This is a genomic window from Bradyrhizobium sp. AUGA SZCCT0177, assembly GCF_018130125.1.
In the GTDB taxonomy this organism is placed as follows: Bacteria; Pseudomonadota; Alphaproteobacteria; order Rhizobiales; family Xanthobacteraceae; genus Bradyrhizobium.
This window is the reverse complement of record NZ_JAFCMA010000005.1, coordinates 178,906-194,431: the sequence shown is the minus strand read 5'-3', so window position 1 is coordinate 194,431 and position 15,526 is coordinate 178,906. Positions and strand designations below refer to the sequence as shown.

The 15,526-nt window shown below is 61.1% G+C and carries 13 protein-coding genes; 5 read left to right on the top strand and 8 right to left on the bottom strand.

Annotation, left to right across the window (positions count from 1 at the left end):
- The 6 genes from JQ597_RS08125 to JQ597_RS08100 all read right to left on the bottom strand — a co-directional run bounded on the left by JQ597_RS08125 (nucleotide 1) and on the right by JQ597_RS08100 (nucleotide 6,633).
- On the bottom strand, nucleotides 1-1,872 hold the full coding sequence (locus JQ597_RS08125) for a bifunctional sugar phosphate isomerase/epimerase/4-hydroxyphenylpyruvate dioxygenase family protein (protein WP_212263679.1): 1,872 nt from the start codon (nucleotides 1,870-1,872) through the stop codon (nucleotides 1-3).
- 130 nt (nucleotides 1,873-2,002) lie between these two features.
- Complete coding sequence (locus tag JQ597_RS08120; RefSeq protein ID WP_212263678.1) at nucleotides 2,003-3,064, bottom strand: Gfo/Idh/MocA family protein; 1,062 nt, start codon at nucleotides 3,062-3,064, stop codon at nucleotides 2,003-2,005.
- Between the two features lie 3 nt (nucleotides 3,065-3,067).
- Nucleotides 3,068-4,363, bottom strand: a complete 1,296-nt coding sequence (locus JQ597_RS08115; RefSeq protein ID WP_212263677.1) for an NAD(P)/FAD-dependent oxidoreductase — start codon at nucleotides 4,361-4,363, stop codon at nucleotides 3,068-3,070.
- 19 nt (nucleotides 4,364-4,382) lie between these two features.
- Nucleotides 4,383-5,114, bottom strand: coding sequence for an amino acid ABC transporter ATP-binding protein (locus tag JQ597_RS08110; RefSeq protein ID WP_212263676.1), 732 nt, complete (start codon nucleotides 5,112-5,114; stop codon nucleotides 4,383-4,385).
- Nucleotides 5,111-5,764 (bottom strand): amino acid ABC transporter permease, encoded by a 654-nt coding sequence (locus JQ597_RS08105; protein ID WP_192734427.1) that lies wholly within the window; start codon nucleotides 5,762-5,764, stop codon nucleotides 5,111-5,113. Before JQ597_RS08105 ends, JQ597_RS08110 begins: the two co-directional genes overlap by 4 nt.
- Nucleotides 5,765-5,865: 101 nt before the next feature.
- On the bottom strand, nucleotides 5,866-6,633 hold the full coding sequence (locus tag JQ597_RS08100) for an ABC transporter substrate-binding protein (RefSeq protein WP_212263675.1): 768 nt from the start codon (nucleotides 6,631-6,633) through the stop codon (nucleotides 5,866-5,868).
- A 184-nt stretch (nucleotides 6,634-6,817) separates the two neighbouring features.
- On the opposite strand from JQ597_RS08100, the gene JQ597_RS08095 reads away from it, so the two are divergent.
- Nucleotides 6,818-7,417: a cupin domain-containing protein gene (locus JQ597_RS08095; RefSeq protein ID WP_212263674.1), complete on the top strand. Its 600-nt coding sequence runs from the start codon at nucleotides 6,818-6,820 to the stop codon at nucleotides 7,415-7,417.
- Nucleotides 7,418-8,185: 768 nt separating this feature from the next.
- Here JQ597_RS08095 and gntH read toward each other — a convergent pair.
- Both gntH and JQ597_RS37575 read right to left on the bottom strand, forming a co-directional pair.
- The gene (gene gntH, locus JQ597_RS08090) at nucleotides 8,186-9,694 is read right to left on the bottom strand and encodes a guanitoxin biosynthesis MBL fold metallo-hydrolase GntH (RefSeq protein WP_212263673.1); all 1,509 of its coding nucleotides are present in this window, start codon (nucleotides 9,692-9,694) and stop codon (nucleotides 8,186-8,188) included.
- A gap of 223 nt (nucleotides 9,695-9,917) precedes the next feature.
- Complete coding sequence (locus JQ597_RS37575; protein ID WP_502754336.1) at nucleotides 9,918-10,130, bottom strand: hypothetical protein; 213 nt, start codon at nucleotides 10,128-10,130, stop codon at nucleotides 9,918-9,920.
- 398 nt (nucleotides 10,131-10,528) lie between these two features.
- Here JQ597_RS37575 and JQ597_RS08085 point away from each other — a divergent pair, with 398 nt between their 5' ends.
- From JQ597_RS08085 to JQ597_RS08070, 4 genes are all read left to right on the top strand, one after another.
- Nucleotides 10,529-11,530: a SphA family protein gene (locus JQ597_RS08085; RefSeq protein WP_249147605.1), complete on the top strand. Its 1,002-nt coding sequence runs from the start codon at nucleotides 10,529-10,531 to the stop codon at nucleotides 11,528-11,530.
- 167 nt (nucleotides 11,531-11,697) lie between these two features.
- The gene (locus JQ597_RS08080) at nucleotides 11,698-13,647 is read left to right on the top strand and encodes a DUF3604 domain-containing protein (protein WP_212263671.1); all 1,950 of its coding nucleotides are present in this window, start codon (nucleotides 11,698-11,700) and stop codon (nucleotides 13,645-13,647) included.
- Nucleotides 13,644-14,504, top strand: coding sequence for a peptidylprolyl isomerase (locus tag JQ597_RS08075; RefSeq protein ID WP_249136237.1), 861 nt, complete (start codon nucleotides 13,644-13,646; stop codon nucleotides 14,502-14,504). Before JQ597_RS08080 ends, JQ597_RS08075 begins: the two co-directional genes overlap by 4 nt.
- Nucleotides 14,501-15,523, top strand: coding sequence for a HupE/UreJ family protein (locus JQ597_RS08070; RefSeq protein WP_212263670.1), 1,023 nt, complete (start codon nucleotides 14,501-14,503; stop codon nucleotides 15,521-15,523). The genes JQ597_RS08075 and JQ597_RS08070 overlap by 4 nt, the downstream gene beginning before the upstream one ends.
- The last annotated feature ends 3 nt before the right edge of the window (nucleotides 15,524-15,526 follow it).

The following is a 15,526-nucleotide window of genomic DNA, read 5'->3' as shown; positions in this document are numbered from 1 at the left end:
TCACGCGCGGGGAATGGTCAAGGGCCGCGACTCCCGCGTCTGCGCCGCGAGGCGAACCGCGGCATTGGCGGCGCCAAATCCTTGATAATCGCGCCGCTGGACGATCTCGAAGAAGAATCGGTCATCGAAGGTATGGGTGTAGACCTGGAAGAATTCGCCGTCGCCTTCGCGATCGTACAGAATCTGGTTGTCGCGCAGCGCCGTCATCGTCGCGGCATCGAGATCGTATTTGGCTTCGATATCGTCGTAATAATTGTCCGGAATCTTCAGGAAATCCGCGCCGCGCGAGCGCATGTCCGCGACAGCCGTGAAAATATCGCTGCATGAAAATGCAATGTGCTGAACCCCGGAGCCGAAGAATTCGTTGATGAATCGGGCCGACAGCGTCCGCGTCGCCGACGAGCCGTTCAGGATCACGCGCAAGCCCTGATTGCCGTTGATCAGCGCCTGGCTCTGCACCAGCCCGACCGGATCGGCGATCTCCATCTGCGGCAGGCGCTGCAGATCGAGTATGCCGGTGTAGAACAACAGCCAGGACAGCATCTCGTCATAAGGCATCGACTGCGAGATATGGTCGACCACCTCGAGACGGTCGGTCGCGGCATCGCTGCGCAACGCTTCGAAATCGGTGTCCCAGTTCTTGCCCGCCGCCTCCAGAAAATACAGCAGGCTGCCGCCCACGCCCCGGATCGCGGGGATCTCGAGCTCACCGGGCCCAACCGGCTGATAGAAGGTGTGGGCCTTCAGCGCTTCCGCGCGGGCCATGGTTTTCCCGGCGTCGTCGATGTCGATCGCGATGGCGCAGACGCCCGGGCCGTGCGTGACGTAGTGCGAATGAGCAAAGCCGTCCGGTTCGCAATTGATGACCAGCTCGATATGGCCCTGCGACCAGCGTTCGACATCCTTGCTGCGGTGGGAACCGGTCTTGCGAAAGCCGAGTTGGCCGAGCAGCGCCGACAGGTTCCTCGCTTTGGTTTCATCGACGGCGAATTCGACGAAGCCGACGCCGCGGCTCTGCGCTTTGGGCTGCAGCCTGTTCGTCGATGCCCTGGACGAACTCTTGGCGAGTTCATCCTCCAGCAAGATCAGCGAACGCAGCCCGTCGGTCGCGGTGCGGACCGGCGAGCCGGAGCGAAACTGATCGTTGAATATTTCCAGCGACAGCGGGCCGCTGTATCCGGTCGCGGCCACAGCGTCCATGAAGGCCCCCACCGGCAGGTCGCCCTGCCCCGGGAAGCAACGGAAGTGCCGGCTCCAGGACAATACGTCGAGACCAAGCTTCGGCGCGTCGGCAAGCTGAACCAGGAAGATCCTGTCCGCCGGAATCGACTGGATCGCGCTGACCGGAAATCCCGGCGCCAGCGCGTGAAAACTGTCTAGAATGACCCCGATCGATTTGTGATCGGCGCGGCGCACGATCTCCCAGGCGTCGCGATAGTCATTGACGTGGCGCCCCCAGGCCAGCGCCTCGAAACCGACGCGCAGGCCGTGCGAAGCCGCGAGTTCGCCAAGCGCACGGAAATCCGCAGCGGCGCGGTCGATGCCTCCAAGGGACGCCGGTGAAACATTGCTGCAGATCAGCAGCAAGTCGGTCCCCAATTCCTGCATCAGATCAAACTTGTGCGCCGCGCGCGCGAAGTTGCGGGCGCGCTGCGGTTCGGGCATGCCCTCGAAATCGCGAAACGGCTGGAACGCGCAAATTGAAAGGCCGAGGTCGCGGCAGAGCTGCCCGACGTCGCGGGGGCTGCCGTTGAACGTTAACAGGTCGTTCTCGAAAATCTCGACGGCATCGAAGCCGGCGCCGGCAATGGCGCGCAGCTTTTCGTCGAGCGAGCCGCTCAGCGAAACCGTGGCAATCGAGCGTTTGGTCATGCGATTAGCTCCGGAAGGTCCCAGGCGCGTCCCGAGGGCCGCACGATAGAGCTAAAGCATCTTCTTTTTCAACCATTTGGACCAATTGTTATCTCTGGTCTCCGATAACTTTCACTGATTCTGAGCGGACCTATGGCGAAAGCGCCGCATACCGCTCCCGCAAGTCGATGCGCCGCCCGGCGGTGGCCGCCTCGGCGATCGCAAGCGTTGCGAGCAGGGACCGCGCGCCGTCCTCGACCGGCTGCAACGAGGAAGCGGTGCTGCGGATGATATCGCGGAAATGATCGAGCTGGGCGACATAGGGATCGATCGTTGGCGCGTGGAGGCGCTGGGCCTGGATCGGCTTGTTCCAGTCCTGCGCGTCGTCCGCCTGCGTCCATTGCACGAGTTCGGGAAACTCGACCGCACCGCGACGGCCCATGAAGCGGTAGCTGCTTTCGCCGCTGAACGGGAATTCCGGCGCCTCACCCAGACCCTGCTCCGTTGTCCAGGGGGAGACGGCGCTGTCGCTGATGAAAAAGGTGCCGAGCGCGCCATTGTCGAATTCGATCAGCGCGGCGGCGCTATCCTCGACCGCAAAGCCGCGCTGGCGATTCGACGCGATGGCTTCGACGGCGACGATTTCGCCGACGGTGTAGCGCAGGAAATCGATCTCGTGGATCAGGTTGATCAGGATCGGGCCGCCGCCAGCCTCACGCCGCCACGGCGCGATCTTGAAGTAATCCGCCGGCTTATGCGTCGCCCAGATCGCCGATACACCGACGATATCCCCGATCCGGCCATCCCGCAGCAGCGCTTGCAGCGTCTTGACCGGCAAATGATGGCGGCGGTGATGTCCGACCAGCGATTTGACACCGCCCTTTCGCACTTCCGTGATCAAGGTGGCCGCCGTCTCGAGCGTATCAGTGACCGGCTTCTCGATCAGGATATGAATGCCCCGCCGGGCGCATTCGATGCCATTCTCCGCATGAAGCTGGTTGGGGGAAGCGATGATCACGGCTTCCGGCCGTGCCTCGTCCAGCAGCTGACGGTAATCGGCGAAAACGCGCGTCCTGGGGTGCTCGGCGGAGACCGCATCGGCATTCACGTCCGCGATGCCGACGAGCTCGTAGTCGTGCCGCTCGGCGATTTTGCGCAGATGTTTGCGCCCGATCAGCCCGGCGCCGATCACGCCGATCGTGATGTTCTTCATGTCCTAAAGCCCAAGGCGATCGCGGATCCGGCCCGTCATCACCACACTCTTGACCGCCACCGGCCACAATGCGTGAAAACGAATGGGTTTCAAGCCGGTAATCGGCATGTCGATATCGGCCTTCTCGCCCCCGATCAGCCGTTTCGCGAGTTGCTGCCCCATGGCGGTTGCGAGTGCGACGCCGCGGCCATTGCAGCCGAGATAGGCCAGCGCGCCCGCGCCGGGTTCGTGCACATGCGGGTAGTGATCCGGCGTCATGGCGAGGCGGCTGTTCCAGCCGTGCGTCCAGCGCGCGCCGCGGATTCCAGGCCAAAGCCGTTCCGCGTAACGCATGAGGTATGAGACCGGCGCTGGATCCTTGATCCATTGCATCGGACCGCGGCCCCCCATCAGCAGGCGGTTCGACGCATCGATGCGATAATAGACGGTGATATGGCCGCTTTCGTACAGCACCGACCGCGTCGGCATGATTTTTCGCGCGACCTCGTCGGGCAAAGGCTCAGTCGCGGCGATCGAGCTGAACACCGGCACGATGGTGCGGCGCAGGTCGGGCCAGAGATCATCGGTAAAGCCGTTGGTGGCGATCAGGACTTTTTCGGCCCGGACCACCGCGCGCGAGGTTTCAATGCGCCATCGTCCGCCTTCGCGCCGCAGCGAGGTCGCCGGGGTCTCGCCGTGAACGGCAGCACCGGCAGCCATCGCCGCCCGCGCAAGACCGCGCGCGTAGCTCAGCGGCTGCACGTCGCCGCCGCGCGCGTCCCGCATCGCCAGCAGATAGCGGTCCGTCCCGGTCGCTTCGCGGACGGCGTCGCGGCCGAGTACCGTGACCGGCATGCCGCGCCGGATGCATTGCTCGGCTGATGTTTCGACCCCCGCGGTGCTGGACGGATGATAGGCGGCGCGCAGGGTGCCGTTCTGCCGCGCCTCGCAGGGTATCCCGAGACGGCGGATCAGGTCGAGCGTGAACACCGGCGTGTTGTAGCTGAACGCGATCATGCGCCGGCCGAGATCCGCACCGAACGTCGCCTCGACCGTATCCGGGTCGAGCTTCAGTCCGGGATTGAGCTGGCCGCCATTATTGCCCGATGCGCCCCAGCCGGGCTGCTGGGCTTCGAGCACGATCGCGTCGGTTCCCGCTTCAGCAAGATGCAGCGCGGTCGACAATCCCGCAAAGCCGCCACCGATGATCGCCACCGACACGGTCTTGTCGACATCAAGCGGCGGCGTCGCGACCGGCGCAACGGCGGTGTCCGCATAGAGGCTCGGCGGCAGGGCAAGGGGATGGTGGGTCACGGTCATCAGGTCCGGCAGCTTCAATTCAGAGGGGATGCAGCACGCGGTGCAGGAAATCCTGGGTCCGCGCGTGCTGCGGCGCGTTAAGCACGGACTTCGCCGCCCCCTGCTCGACGATGACGCCGCCGTCGATGAACAGCACGCGATCGGCGACATCCCGGGCAAAGCCCATCTCATGGGTGACCACGACCATGGTCATGCCGTCATCGGCGAGCTTGCGCATGACGCCGAGCACCTCGCCGACCAATTCAGGGTCGAGCGCGGAGGTCGGCTCGTCGAACAGGATCGCCTTGGGCTGCATCGCCAGCGCGCGCGCAATGGCGACGCGCTGCTGCTGGCCGCCGGAAAGCTGCCCCGGATGGGCGTCGGCCTTCTCGGCAAGGCCGACCTGCGCCAGCAGCGCGCGGCCGCGCTCGAGCGCCTCGGCCGGCGGTTCCTTTTTCACATAGATCGGTCCTTCGACGACGTTCTCCAGCGCGGTCCGATGCGGAAACAGGTTGAAGCGCTGGAACACCATCGAAACCTGGGTTCGGATCGCCACGATCGATGGCGCCTTGTTATCGACCTTGGTGCCTTCCACCAGAATGTTGCCGGAATCGTAGCTTTCCAGGCCGTTGATGCAGCGCAGGATGGTCGACTTGCCGGAGCCTGACGGACCGATGATGCAGACCACCTCGCTCTTCTCAACCGAAGCTGTAATGCCCTTGAGTACCTCGTTGGAACCAAAGCTCTTGTGGACGTTGCTGAGCTCGATCATTTGCGCTTCGCCTTGTTCTCGAAATGGCGAACCAGCAGGATCAGCGGGATGCTCATGGTGAGGTACATCAGCGCGACCAGCGTGAACACGCTGGTGTTCTTGAAGGTCGAGGATGCGATCAATTTGCCCTGCAACGCCAGTTCGGCGACCGTGATGGTGGAGGCCTGCGAGGAATCCTTCAGCATCATGATCATGACGTTGCCATAGGGCGGCAGCACGATCCTGACCGCCTGCGGCAGCACCACGCGGCGCATGGTCAGCCACCAGCCCATCCCGATGGTCTGGGCGGCCTCGATCTGCCCCTTGTCGATCGCCTCGATGCCGGCGCGGAAATTTTCGGCCTGGTAGGCCGAATAGGCGATGCCGAGCCCGATGATCGAGGCCTGCAGCGCCGTCAGCGCGACGCCGAAATCGGGCATCACGAAATAGAGGTAGAACAGCAGCACGATGATCGGGATGCCGCGGATCACGTTGATCAGGCCGGCGCTCAGGCCAGTCAGGACCCGAATGCCGGAGACCCGCATCAGGGCCCATAGCAGGCCCAGAACGGTCGACAGCAGCAGCGAGCCGATGGTGACGACGACCGTCAGCCAGACGCCCTGCAGCAGGATCGGCATGAACTCGACGGCATCGCGCAGGAAATTTTGCATCAGTTCATCACGCGTTGCCGGCTTTATTTTTTGACGCGTTTTCTTTGCGCGAACCGGTATCCACTTCGCTCGAAAACGCTATGCCGCATCAAGGGGCCTGATCAGGAAGCTTTGGGCTTCAGACCCCATTTGTCGAGAATCTTGTCGAGGGCGCCATTGGCCTTGAGCTTGGCGAGCGAGGCGTTGATCTTGCCGAGCAGTTCCTGGTCGGTCTTGCGGACCCCGATCGAGACCGTGCCCACCGTGACCGGCTTGTAGGAATCCACCAGCCGGACTTCGCCAAACGCGCCCTGCTTCAAGTTGTAGGCGAGGATCGGGAAGTCGGCGAAGCCGGCCTTGAGACGGCCCGCATTCACATCACGCAGAATATCCGGAATGGTGTCGTAGACCTTGACCTCGCTGAACAATCCCGTCTTCTTCAACGCATCGACGAAGGCCGTTCCGACCTGGGCGCCGACCACCTCGCCCTTCAGATCTTCCTGCGAGGCATAGTTCTTGGCGTCGGCCTTCGGCACCACGAGGCCCTCGCCATAGGTGTAGACGGCCTCCGAGAAATCGATCACTTCCTTGCGCGCGGCGGTGGCGAACATCGCCGCCGAGATGATGTCGATCTTGTTCGACGTCAGCGACGGCACCAGCGCGGAGAATTGCATCGGTTCGATCTGGACCTGGAAGCCGGCGTCCTTGCCGATCTCCGTGATCAGATCGACCATCACGCCCTGAATGCTGTTGGTCTTGGTTTCGAGGAAGGTGAAGGGCACGCCGGTCGGGGTCGACCCGACCTTGAGCACCTGCTGCGCCGATGAAGGCGTGGCGGCGGCAAGGACGAGCGCCGCGGCCGCGGCCTGAACGAGACGTTTGAAAAGCATCGTACCCCTCAACTGTTTGGGCACCGGGCGGCGAATTTGCCTCATCGTCAACAAGCCAGTTGCAGGTTTCGCCGTCCAAGCCTATTTTCACAACCATGAAATTATGGACACATTGCCCGGAATTGCGCAAGCGGGATTTTCATACACATGAAGGACGCGGTTTGACGTGAGCGGCGGCAAGCGCATGAGCAAGAAGGCCGTCAAGGCCGAACCGGCGGTGGACGTCGCGGTCGGGCAGCGCCTCCGCGACCTGCGGCGAAGCCGCAAGCTGTCGCTTGAAACGATTGCCGCCCGCACCGATCTGTCGATCGGCTTTCTCAGCCAGATCGAACGCGGCCTGTCCTCGCCTTCGCTGCGGGTGTTGGCGACCATCGCCGACGTGCTGGGCGTCGGCATCGCCGGCCTGTTCGGCGCCAAGGAAGCGGCCGGAAGCGGCTCGGAAGCCATTGTCACCCGCGAACCGCAGCGCGCCGAGTTGAATTTGTGGCGCACCGGCATATCCAAGCAGTTGCTCAGCCCGTCGGGTTCTGAAGGCCGTCTCAATCTGTTTCTGGTCCACATGGAGCCCGCCGGCAGCACCGGTGACGAATTGTATACGCATGACGGCGAGGAAGCCGGTCTCGTGCTCGAAGGCGAAATGAAACTCACGGTCGACGCCGAAAGCTGGACGCTCAAGACCGGCGACAGTTTCCGTTTCGCCAGCCGCCGCCCGCACCGTTTCAGCAATCCGTCTGACAAGGCCAAGGCGGTGGTGCTGTGGGTGAATTGCGTTTCGGCGCAGTAGCTGTCGTCCCGGCGGAGGCCGGGACCCATACCGCGTGATCTCTCAATAGAGGCTCGGTAGCAGAGACCGTTCGCAAAACTACTCCCTGGGGTTATGGGTCCCGGCCTTCGCCGGGACGACAAGGATACAGTTTCGCATTCTCGCGACGCACTGCGCCCGAGCTTTGCCAGAAACTCCTTGCCCCCGAAATGAGAGGGCGCAGGGAAGACCGGGTGCGCGCTGCACCCGCGGTCCCGTGTGCGGTTAGCACTAAGTAGGCTGCACACGAGCATACAGGGCAGCGGGGAACACCCGGCCTTCCCTGCGCAATGGCTTTACGGCTTATGCCGTGCTCTCCCCGGAGACGAGTTCTTGGTTGACTCCGTCGCTGCCGTTCGGCTCTCGCCCACCGACAGCTTGACACCTGCAACGGGTGCCAGGACCACACGGTTTTGCCGTACGCTCGATCCACGCCATCGTCAGGCGTGAGCCCAGCGTCCACCGCAACCCGCCCAACGTCCGTGACGACGGCCGACGCCCTCTGAGTGGGACGGGATGGCCAAACATATGCACCTGATTTGCCTTCTGGTAAACAGAAATATCTTTTATTTTGGGGCTTGACATGATTTCCGTAAATCAGAAGTGATTTGCCCGTCGGGCAAGCGGGGATGACGCCGCCGTCTACCTTGCTCTTTTTTGCGGCCTCATGTCGATCGATGGCTTTAGGTCAATGGGCGCAAATGGCTAGGCCGGTCGTGAACCAAACGACTGCCGCGGATTACTTCATGCTTACTTCGACCTTTTCTTCATCTGCTCCGGCACAAGCGATTCGGGAAGGAAGATCGGCTTGTCAGATGGCCACCAGGGCATCAGCTGGGGATGATAGCCTTCCGGGTAGTATTTCTGGGGGGAGATTTCCGCGTCACGAATGAACTGTGACTGTACGTCACGACGCGTTGTTGGCGGCAGCGGCATGATCAACCCGCCCGATGTCGAGACGTCGAACTGGGGCGGCGCCATGTTTGGATACTTGGGCACTACGCCATCCCGTACCCAAATTTTGTCCTTGGTCATGTTCACAACTACCATGTCCGGCGCACCAAACTGGAACGGACCCTTCCAATGGTGGCGCACTTCTGCCACGAGTTCCGGCATCACGTACTCGTCGTATGACACGTGAGTTGCCATCGCGAGGCGCGGCTTCACTTCATTGTAGAGGTACCCAGCGGCGTAGGCGGGATTATGCCAGCCATCAATGGTAGTGCGCGAAGTCAGGGGCATGGTGCCTGACACCGAAGAGCTGATGGCCACCGTCTCCGGCTGAATCTCGGTGATCAGCAGGTCGCAACCCTTGGCGTACGTTATTGTCAGCGAATTGGGGCGACCGTCTCCGGTGAACGCGACACACATGCCGTTCCAATCAAGACGATACGCCGAGGCGCCATCGCTCCCATGGGATTGTTGCCAGTGGGTGATCCTGACACCGTTCTTTTCGTAGGCCACGCCGCCGTCATTCTTGTAGTCAAACTCGTTGACTTCGATGTCATAGCCTTTGCCAATCGGGCTACCGGCACTGAAGTTCTCCATGTGCCAAAACAACATCTCCTTCATATGATACACCATATGATTGATGCCGTGTTTCGGAGTCCGTCCGGAGGGGCCATTAATCCGGAAGGTTTCGTGCCAGCGGCCACCCCAGGCACCAAACACAAAGGCATACGGGACGGAAGCGAAATGATCCCAATGCAGGTGGGTGATGAAGATGTCGTTGATCTGGTTCAGCGGTACGCGGGAGGCCAAATAGTTGGCGATGGAGCCGGGGCCGAAATCGAAGATGAAGCGGTTGCCGTTGCCAAGCTCGACATAGATCGACGTGCCCATTTGGCCCGGTCGTGGCAAAGGCGAACTCCCCATGAAGGTCACGCGGATTTCTTCCGGCTGCACCTCTTCCGTACCCGGGGTCCAGTTGGCTGCGCTCTTCAGCCACGGCATCGGCGCGATGCCATCAAACATGAGCCCTTCCTTCCAGCGTCCGAGTGGTCGGCCGGCTGTGGCGATATCCTGCAAGATCTTCGGGTCTGCCTGAAACCCCTTCTTCTCAAGCTCCTGCAACTGCTCTGGGGTGAGCGAGAGGCTGGGCATCTGTGCGGAAGACACTGATTGTAGACTGATCATCGCCAGGACAATCAGAATTATCCGCGCCGGGATTTTCATCTTTTCGCTCCCTTCGTGATGGCACTCAGTCAGAAAACGGAAGAAGTCACGGAGAGTGTTGCGGACTAAGTCGACCGCTTCCATCGAAAACTAATTCGTCCGTCGCAACGGAGACGCCCACTTCTGCTCGGTCATCTCGGCGCCAGGCATGTAAGTCCGCAAGAGCAGAAAAAATACGCTCTGCTCCTCACAATCAGCCCTGTTCCCTTACGCAACGTGGACGACAAAGGCGGGCATTACGTCCGTCAGCTTCTGCCAACGACGACTATGCCGGTTTTGCAGGCCTCCGCCCGGACGCTTTGGGATATCAGCGCCTGCCGACCCGATTAACCGGACCCCCGCGATTCATCGGTGTTCCTGGCCGCACGCCAACACCAGCCGCACCGACGCCGGGGGTCACCACAGCTCGCGCGACTGGTCGCGGCCGCAGCACGACGCCAGGTCTTACGACGCATCCAGCCGGATACGAAACGTATTGGCAGTAAACTACGGCACCAGCCGGTTCGCTGCTTGCGGCCATGAACCCAGTGATCAGTAGCGCCGATAACGCGAACGGAGTCTTCATTTTGGCCTCCTTTGTTTCGACGATTGATTGAGCCGGAGCCCTTCTTGGTCTGAGTTGCACTGGCTTCTAGGCCGAAGTTGGCTTCGAACGAACCCAAAAGCAAAGAGCTGCTTGATCTGGATTGCTAAGCACGGTGGGATGCTTACGGCCTGGCGTAGCTTTAGTGGTTTTCGAGCAACAGCCACGGCTGGCGTGTCCCGCCAATCGGTTTTTGCGTTGCGCCGAGACGCGGTGAGGCATTCAATCCATGAGCGGAAACAATTCGCTCTGGGAGCTAAGACATGGCACATGCGAAATCCCAGCAAAGGACAGGCCGCTGGCTCGTGCACGCCGGTTTTGCGCTCGCAGCGCTGATGTTCGGGGTGCTGCCCGAGCCGGTACAGGCCGACCAAGCCGGGGTATCGTACTGGGTCCCCGGCCGCTTCGGCAGCCTCGCAGCAGCGCCAACCGTGCCGGGCTGGTCGATGGCCGAAGTGTATTATCACACCACGGTGGGGGCGTCCGGCGCTGCGGCGGCGGCAAGAGAGATTGAGATCGGCAGGATTCCGAGGACCGTCAACGTAAATTTAAACCTCAACCTGAATGCGCAGGCTGATCTCATCCTGCTCAATCCCACCTATACCTTCGCGACGCCGGTGCTCGGTGGGCAGTTGGCCATCGGCGTAACCGGCCTGTTCGGGCGGTCGAGCGCCAGCATCGACGGCACGCTGACGGCGGCGGTCGGCCCGCTTTTCGCGACTCGAACCGGCTTTCTCGGCGATTCAATCACTTCCGTCGGCGATCTGTATCCCCAGGCAACACTGAAATGGAACGCCGGCGTCCACAACTTCATGACCTATGTGACCGGCGACATTCCTGTCGGGGCCTATGATCGAACCCGCCTTGCCAATCTCGGGATTGGTCACGCCGCGATCGATGGGGGCGGTGGCTACACCTACTTCAATCCAGCAACCGGGCACGAATTTTCGGCGGTCGCGGGCTTTACCTACAATTTCATAAACAAGGATCGGGATTATCAGAGCGGCATCGATTTCCACGTCGACTGGGGCGCGTCCAAGTTTCTGTCCAAGCAGGTGTTCGTCGGACTTGTGGGGTACGGTTATCAGCAAATCACGGATGACTTCGGCGCCCATCCGATCCTGGGTGGATTCCGATCGCGTGTCCTCGGGATCGGACCGCAGATTGGGTTCCTTTTTCCGGTAGGCGACATGCAGGGATACCTGAACCTGAAGGGTTACGGCGAATTTGAAGCCGCCAACCGGCCGTCGGGTTGGAATACCTGGCTGACATTCTCGATATCGCCGATGGCCCCCACCAGCACTGTGGCGCCCACCCGCCGGATCGCCACCAAGTAACGCGATCATATGTCGTTCTCGGAGGGAAGCGCCGGTTACGGCAACGTCCGGAAACGGTAGTATGCCTGACCAAATACTGCGGGCTTCCAAGCGGTTTCGGGAAGGCCTAACATCGCGACAGTTCAAAATTTATTTAAGCCATTACTTGAAGTGATAGGGGGGCACCGATGATGTTCCGTTTGTCCTCCATGTCCGGAGCCGCGCTGGCTGGCGCTTGTGCCGCAAGCCTGTTTGTCACTGTGGTCGCCGCAGAAGACTTAACCACGGACATCGGCACGCTCGACAAGGAAACGGCCGATAAAGTGTTTCCGTCCAAGCCGCCTTACTCGCCCTATGCGGGACGCAATTTTCCGACACGGCCGTACTTCGGCGACACGCACACGCACACCTCATACTCGATGGACGCCGGCGCGTTCGGCGCTCGGCTCGGTCCAAAGGACGCCTATCGCTTTGCCAAGGGCGAGGAAGTTATCGCTTCCAGCGGACAACGTGCCAAACTGTCGCGCCCGCTGGATTTCATGGTGGTAGCGGATCATTCGGACGGCATGGGTTTTTTCCCGCAACTGATCGGCGGGGATCCCGGCCTGCTGGCGACGCCGCAGGGCCGGAAGTGGTACGACGAGATCAGTTCCGGCAAAGGTGCGCAGGCGGCGATGGATATCATCGTCAGTTTCGGCAAAGGGCAACTGCCGAAGGGCTTCCCGACGCCGGGTACGCCGGCCTATCGCAGCGCCTGGCGCGAAACCATCAAAGCGGCGGAAGAAGCCAATGAACCGGGTCGTTTCACGGCTTTCATCGGCTATGAGTGGACTTCGAACGCGGGCGGCAACAACCTTCATCGCAATGTCATTTGGCGCGACAACGGGGCCAAGGCCAGCCTCGTCGAACCCTACACCACGCAGCCGCCGCTTGGCAGTCCAAATCCCCGCGATCTCTGGAAGTGGATGGCGATGGTTGAGGAGAAGACCGGCGCCGAAATTCTTGCGCTGGCGCACAACGGAAATCTGAGCAACGGTCGGATGTTTCCGATCATCGAATCGTTCAATGGCAAGCGGATCGACCGCGAATATGCGGAGAACCGCATGCGCTGGGAGCCGCTCTACGAAGCCACGCAAATGAAGGGCGATGGCGAGACCCATCCATTTCTTTCACCCAATGATGAATTTGCAAACTACGAACGATGGGACAAGGGCAACCTCGATCTGACGGAAGTGAAAAAGCCGGAGATGCTCGAATTCGAGTATGTCCGTTCGGCGCTCAAGAACGGTCTCAAGATGGAGGTCGAACTCGGCGTTAATCCATACAAGTTCGGCCTGGTCGGCAGCACCGATACGCATACCGCGCTCGCGGCCGTCGAGGAGGACAATTTCTTCGGTAAGACATCTTCCGCCGAACCAAGCGCCGGCCGGGCGACGCATCCCTTCGTCAAAACCAATATTGCCGTTATCATGGGCTGGGAGACCACGGCGGCCGGGTACGCCGCGGTATGGGCAACTGAAAATACCCGTGAGGCGATTTTCGACGCTATGAAGCGGCGCGAGACCTACGCCACCACCGGGTCGCGCATGGCGGTTCGCTTCTTCGGCGGCTGGGACTTCGAGGCTGCCGATGCCAACAACCGCACGCCGGCGCGAATTGGCTACACCAAGGGTGTGCCGATGGGTGGCGATTTGAGCGATGCGCCAAAGGGAAAATCGCCTTCGTTCATTGTCGCCGCATTGAAGGATCCGATCGGCGCAAATCTGGATCGCATCCAGGTCATCAAGGGCTGGGTTGGCAAGGACGGGCAGGCGCAGGAACGCATTTATGATGTCGCAGTGTCTGGAGGCCGCACGATCGACGCCGACGGCCGCAGCAGAACATCCGTCGGCAGCACGGTCGATGTCGCGAATGCGACATGGACGAACACGATCGGCGCGGGTGAGATGATCACGGTATGGAAAGATCCCGATTTCGACCCCGCATTGCGCGCGTTCTACTATGTGCGGGTGATCGAAATTCCGACGCCGCGCTGGACGGCCTATGACGCAAAATACTTCAGTGTCAAAATGCCGGCGGAAGTCAGAATGACGACCACCGAACGCGCTTATACCTCACCGATTTGGTACACGCCTTGATCGCTCGGCTGCTGAGAGAGCCATTACTCCAGTTCCTCGCTCTTGGCGCAATGCTGTTCGCGCTCTACGGTCTGGTCGGCAAGCGAAGCACGGAGACACCTGAGAAAATCGTCGTTTCCGCCTCGCGGATAGCCAATCTCGGCGACGGATTTGTGCGAACGTGGCGGCGGCCACCAAGCGAGCAGGAACTGCAGGGGCTGATCGAAGACTACATCCGCGACGAAGTCTTCTACCGCGAGGGCAAAGCGGCCGGGCTCGACCGAGACGACGTTATCATTCGTCGTCGCGTGCGGCAGAAGATGGAATTTCTCGCCGCAGACATGCCGGAACCGAGCGATGAGCAGCTTGCCGCTTACCTCGCATCCAATCCGGAGCGCTTCAAATCCGACGATCAAATCACATTCCGCCACGTCTTCCTGAGCGCCAGGCGGCGCCCGAATACCATCGAGAGCGACAGCAAACAGGTTGCGAGCGTCCTGGCTGGCGCGGATGCGGCTGTAGATACGACGGCACTCGGCGATCCCTTTCTGCTTGGCGAGGAGTTTCGGGGCTTCTCGGCAACAAAGGTAACGAACCAGTTTGGCGAAAGCTTCGCCAAACGGGTACTCGCGATGGAAAAGGGTCGCTGGCAGGGGCCGGTTTCTTCGAGCTTTGGACAGCATTTCGTCTTTATCAGCGAACGAGTTTCCGGCAGCTTGCCTCCGCTCGATGATGTCCGGCCGGCCGTCCGCCGAGAGTGGGCGAACGCGCGGCGCCTTGAGGCAGAACAGAAGCTGTATGCCTCGCTACGGGAGCGCTACGAAATCGTGGTGGAAGCGCCTCCTTCCAAGGCGGCGTCGGCCGACGTTGGTCGATGACCCGTTTTCGTTTGTTTATTGCTGTTCTGGCGGTGCTGCTGGCGCAACCCGCGATCTCGGATGAACTTCGGCCTGGCTATCTGGAAATGCGCCAGACCAGCCCCGGCGAGTATAATTTTCTTTTCAAAATCCCTGCGCGCGGGGACGACTTGCGGCTCGCGATCTACGTCAAGCTGCCCGAGGGCACTCAGGATGTAGGGCCGCCCCGTGCATCGTTCAGCGACGGAGTCTATGTTGAACGCCGCACCATTCGGCGGGACGGAGGATTTATAGGGCAGCCGGTGTCCATCAACGGACTATCGGCCACATCGACTGATGTACTGGTTCGGATCGAAAGCCTTGGCGGCGCAGTACAGACCGAACGGCTTTCTCCAACGAAGACGGCATTCATCATTCAAGCCGTGCCCGGCGCTTGGGAAATCGCAGCGACCTATCTGCACCTGGGTGTCGAACACATTCTTTTCGGCTTCGACCATTTGCTGTTTGTGCTGGCGCTGGTGATTCTCGTACGAGGCTGGGGCCGCGTGGCCATTACGGTTACGGCATTCACGATCGCGCACAGCATTACCCTTGCAGCGGCGGCGCTGGGCTTCGTAAATGTGCCGGGTCCGCCCCTGGAGGCAACCATAGCACTCAGCATCATGCTGGTTGCGGTCGAGATTCTGAACGCCCGCCGTGGGAAGCCGAGTTTGACCGCGCGCCTGCCATGGCTCGTTGCCTTCTCCTTCGGCCTCCTGCATGGCTTTGGATTTGCTGGCGCGCTGGCTGAGGTGGGATTACCTCAACATTCGATCGCCGTTGCGCTGCTGTTTTTCAATGTTGGGGTGGAGATTGGGCAGCTCATCTTCGTTGCCGCAGTCTTGTCGCTGATAGCATTGCTGCGCCATCTGGCGTCAATGCTCCTGGAGCCCACGCGGATACAGCCGGCACTTGACCGTCTCGATGTGAGCGTCGCGTACGCCATAGGCATCATGGCGGCCTATTGGGTGATTGAGCGCACGACGGCTTTTTTTGCGTAGCGC

What these genes read in the sequence shown, in the direction of transcription:
- JQ597_RS37575 (WP_502754336.1), bottom strand. Translation starts at nt 10,130, where the DNA reads ATGGCCGCAAGCAGCGAACCGGCTGGTGCCGTAGTTTACTGCCAATAC.
- JQ597_RS08070 (WP_212263670.1), top strand. Translation starts at nt 14,501, where the DNA reads ATGACCCGTTTTCGTTTGTTTATTGCTGTTCTGGCGGTGCTGCTGGCG.
- gntH (WP_212263673.1), bottom strand. Translation starts at nt 9,694, where the DNA reads ATGGAAGCGGTCGACTTAGTCCGCAACACTCTCCGTGACTTCTTCCGT.
- JQ597_RS08120 (WP_212263678.1), bottom strand. Translation starts at nt 3,064, where the DNA reads ATGAAGAACATCACGATCGGCGTGATCGGCGCCGGGCTGATCGGGCGC.
- JQ597_RS08095 (WP_212263674.1), top strand. Translation starts at nt 6,818, where the DNA reads ATGAGCAAGAAGGCCGTCAAGGCCGAACCGGCGGTGGACGTCGCGGTC.
- JQ597_RS08110 (WP_212263676.1), bottom strand. Translation starts at nt 5,114, where the DNA reads ATGATCGAGCTCAGCAACGTCCACAAGAGCTTTGGTTCCAACGAGGTA.
- JQ597_RS08100 (WP_212263675.1), bottom strand. Translation starts at nt 6,633, where the DNA reads ATGCTTTTCAAACGTCTCGTTCAGGCCGCGGCCGCGGCGCTCGTCCTT.
- JQ597_RS08115 (WP_212263677.1), bottom strand. Translation starts at nt 4,363, where the DNA reads ATGACCGTGACCCACCATCCCCTTGCCCTGCCGCCGAGCCTCTATGCG.
- JQ597_RS08085 (WP_249147605.1), top strand. Translation starts at nt 10,529, where the DNA reads ATGTTCGGGGTGCTGCCCGAGCCGGTACAGGCCGACCAAGCCGGGGTA.
- JQ597_RS08125 (WP_212263679.1), bottom strand. Translation starts at nt 1,872, where the DNA reads ATGACCAAACGCTCGATTGCCACGGTTTCGCTGAGCGGCTCGCTCGAC.
- JQ597_RS08105 (WP_192734427.1), bottom strand. Translation starts at nt 5,764, where the DNA reads ATGCAAAATTTCCTGCGCGATGCCGTCGAGTTCATGCCGATCCTGCTG.
- JQ597_RS08080 (WP_212263671.1), top strand. Translation starts at nt 11,698, where the DNA reads ATGATGTTCCGTTTGTCCTCCATGTCCGGAGCCGCGCTGGCTGGCGCT.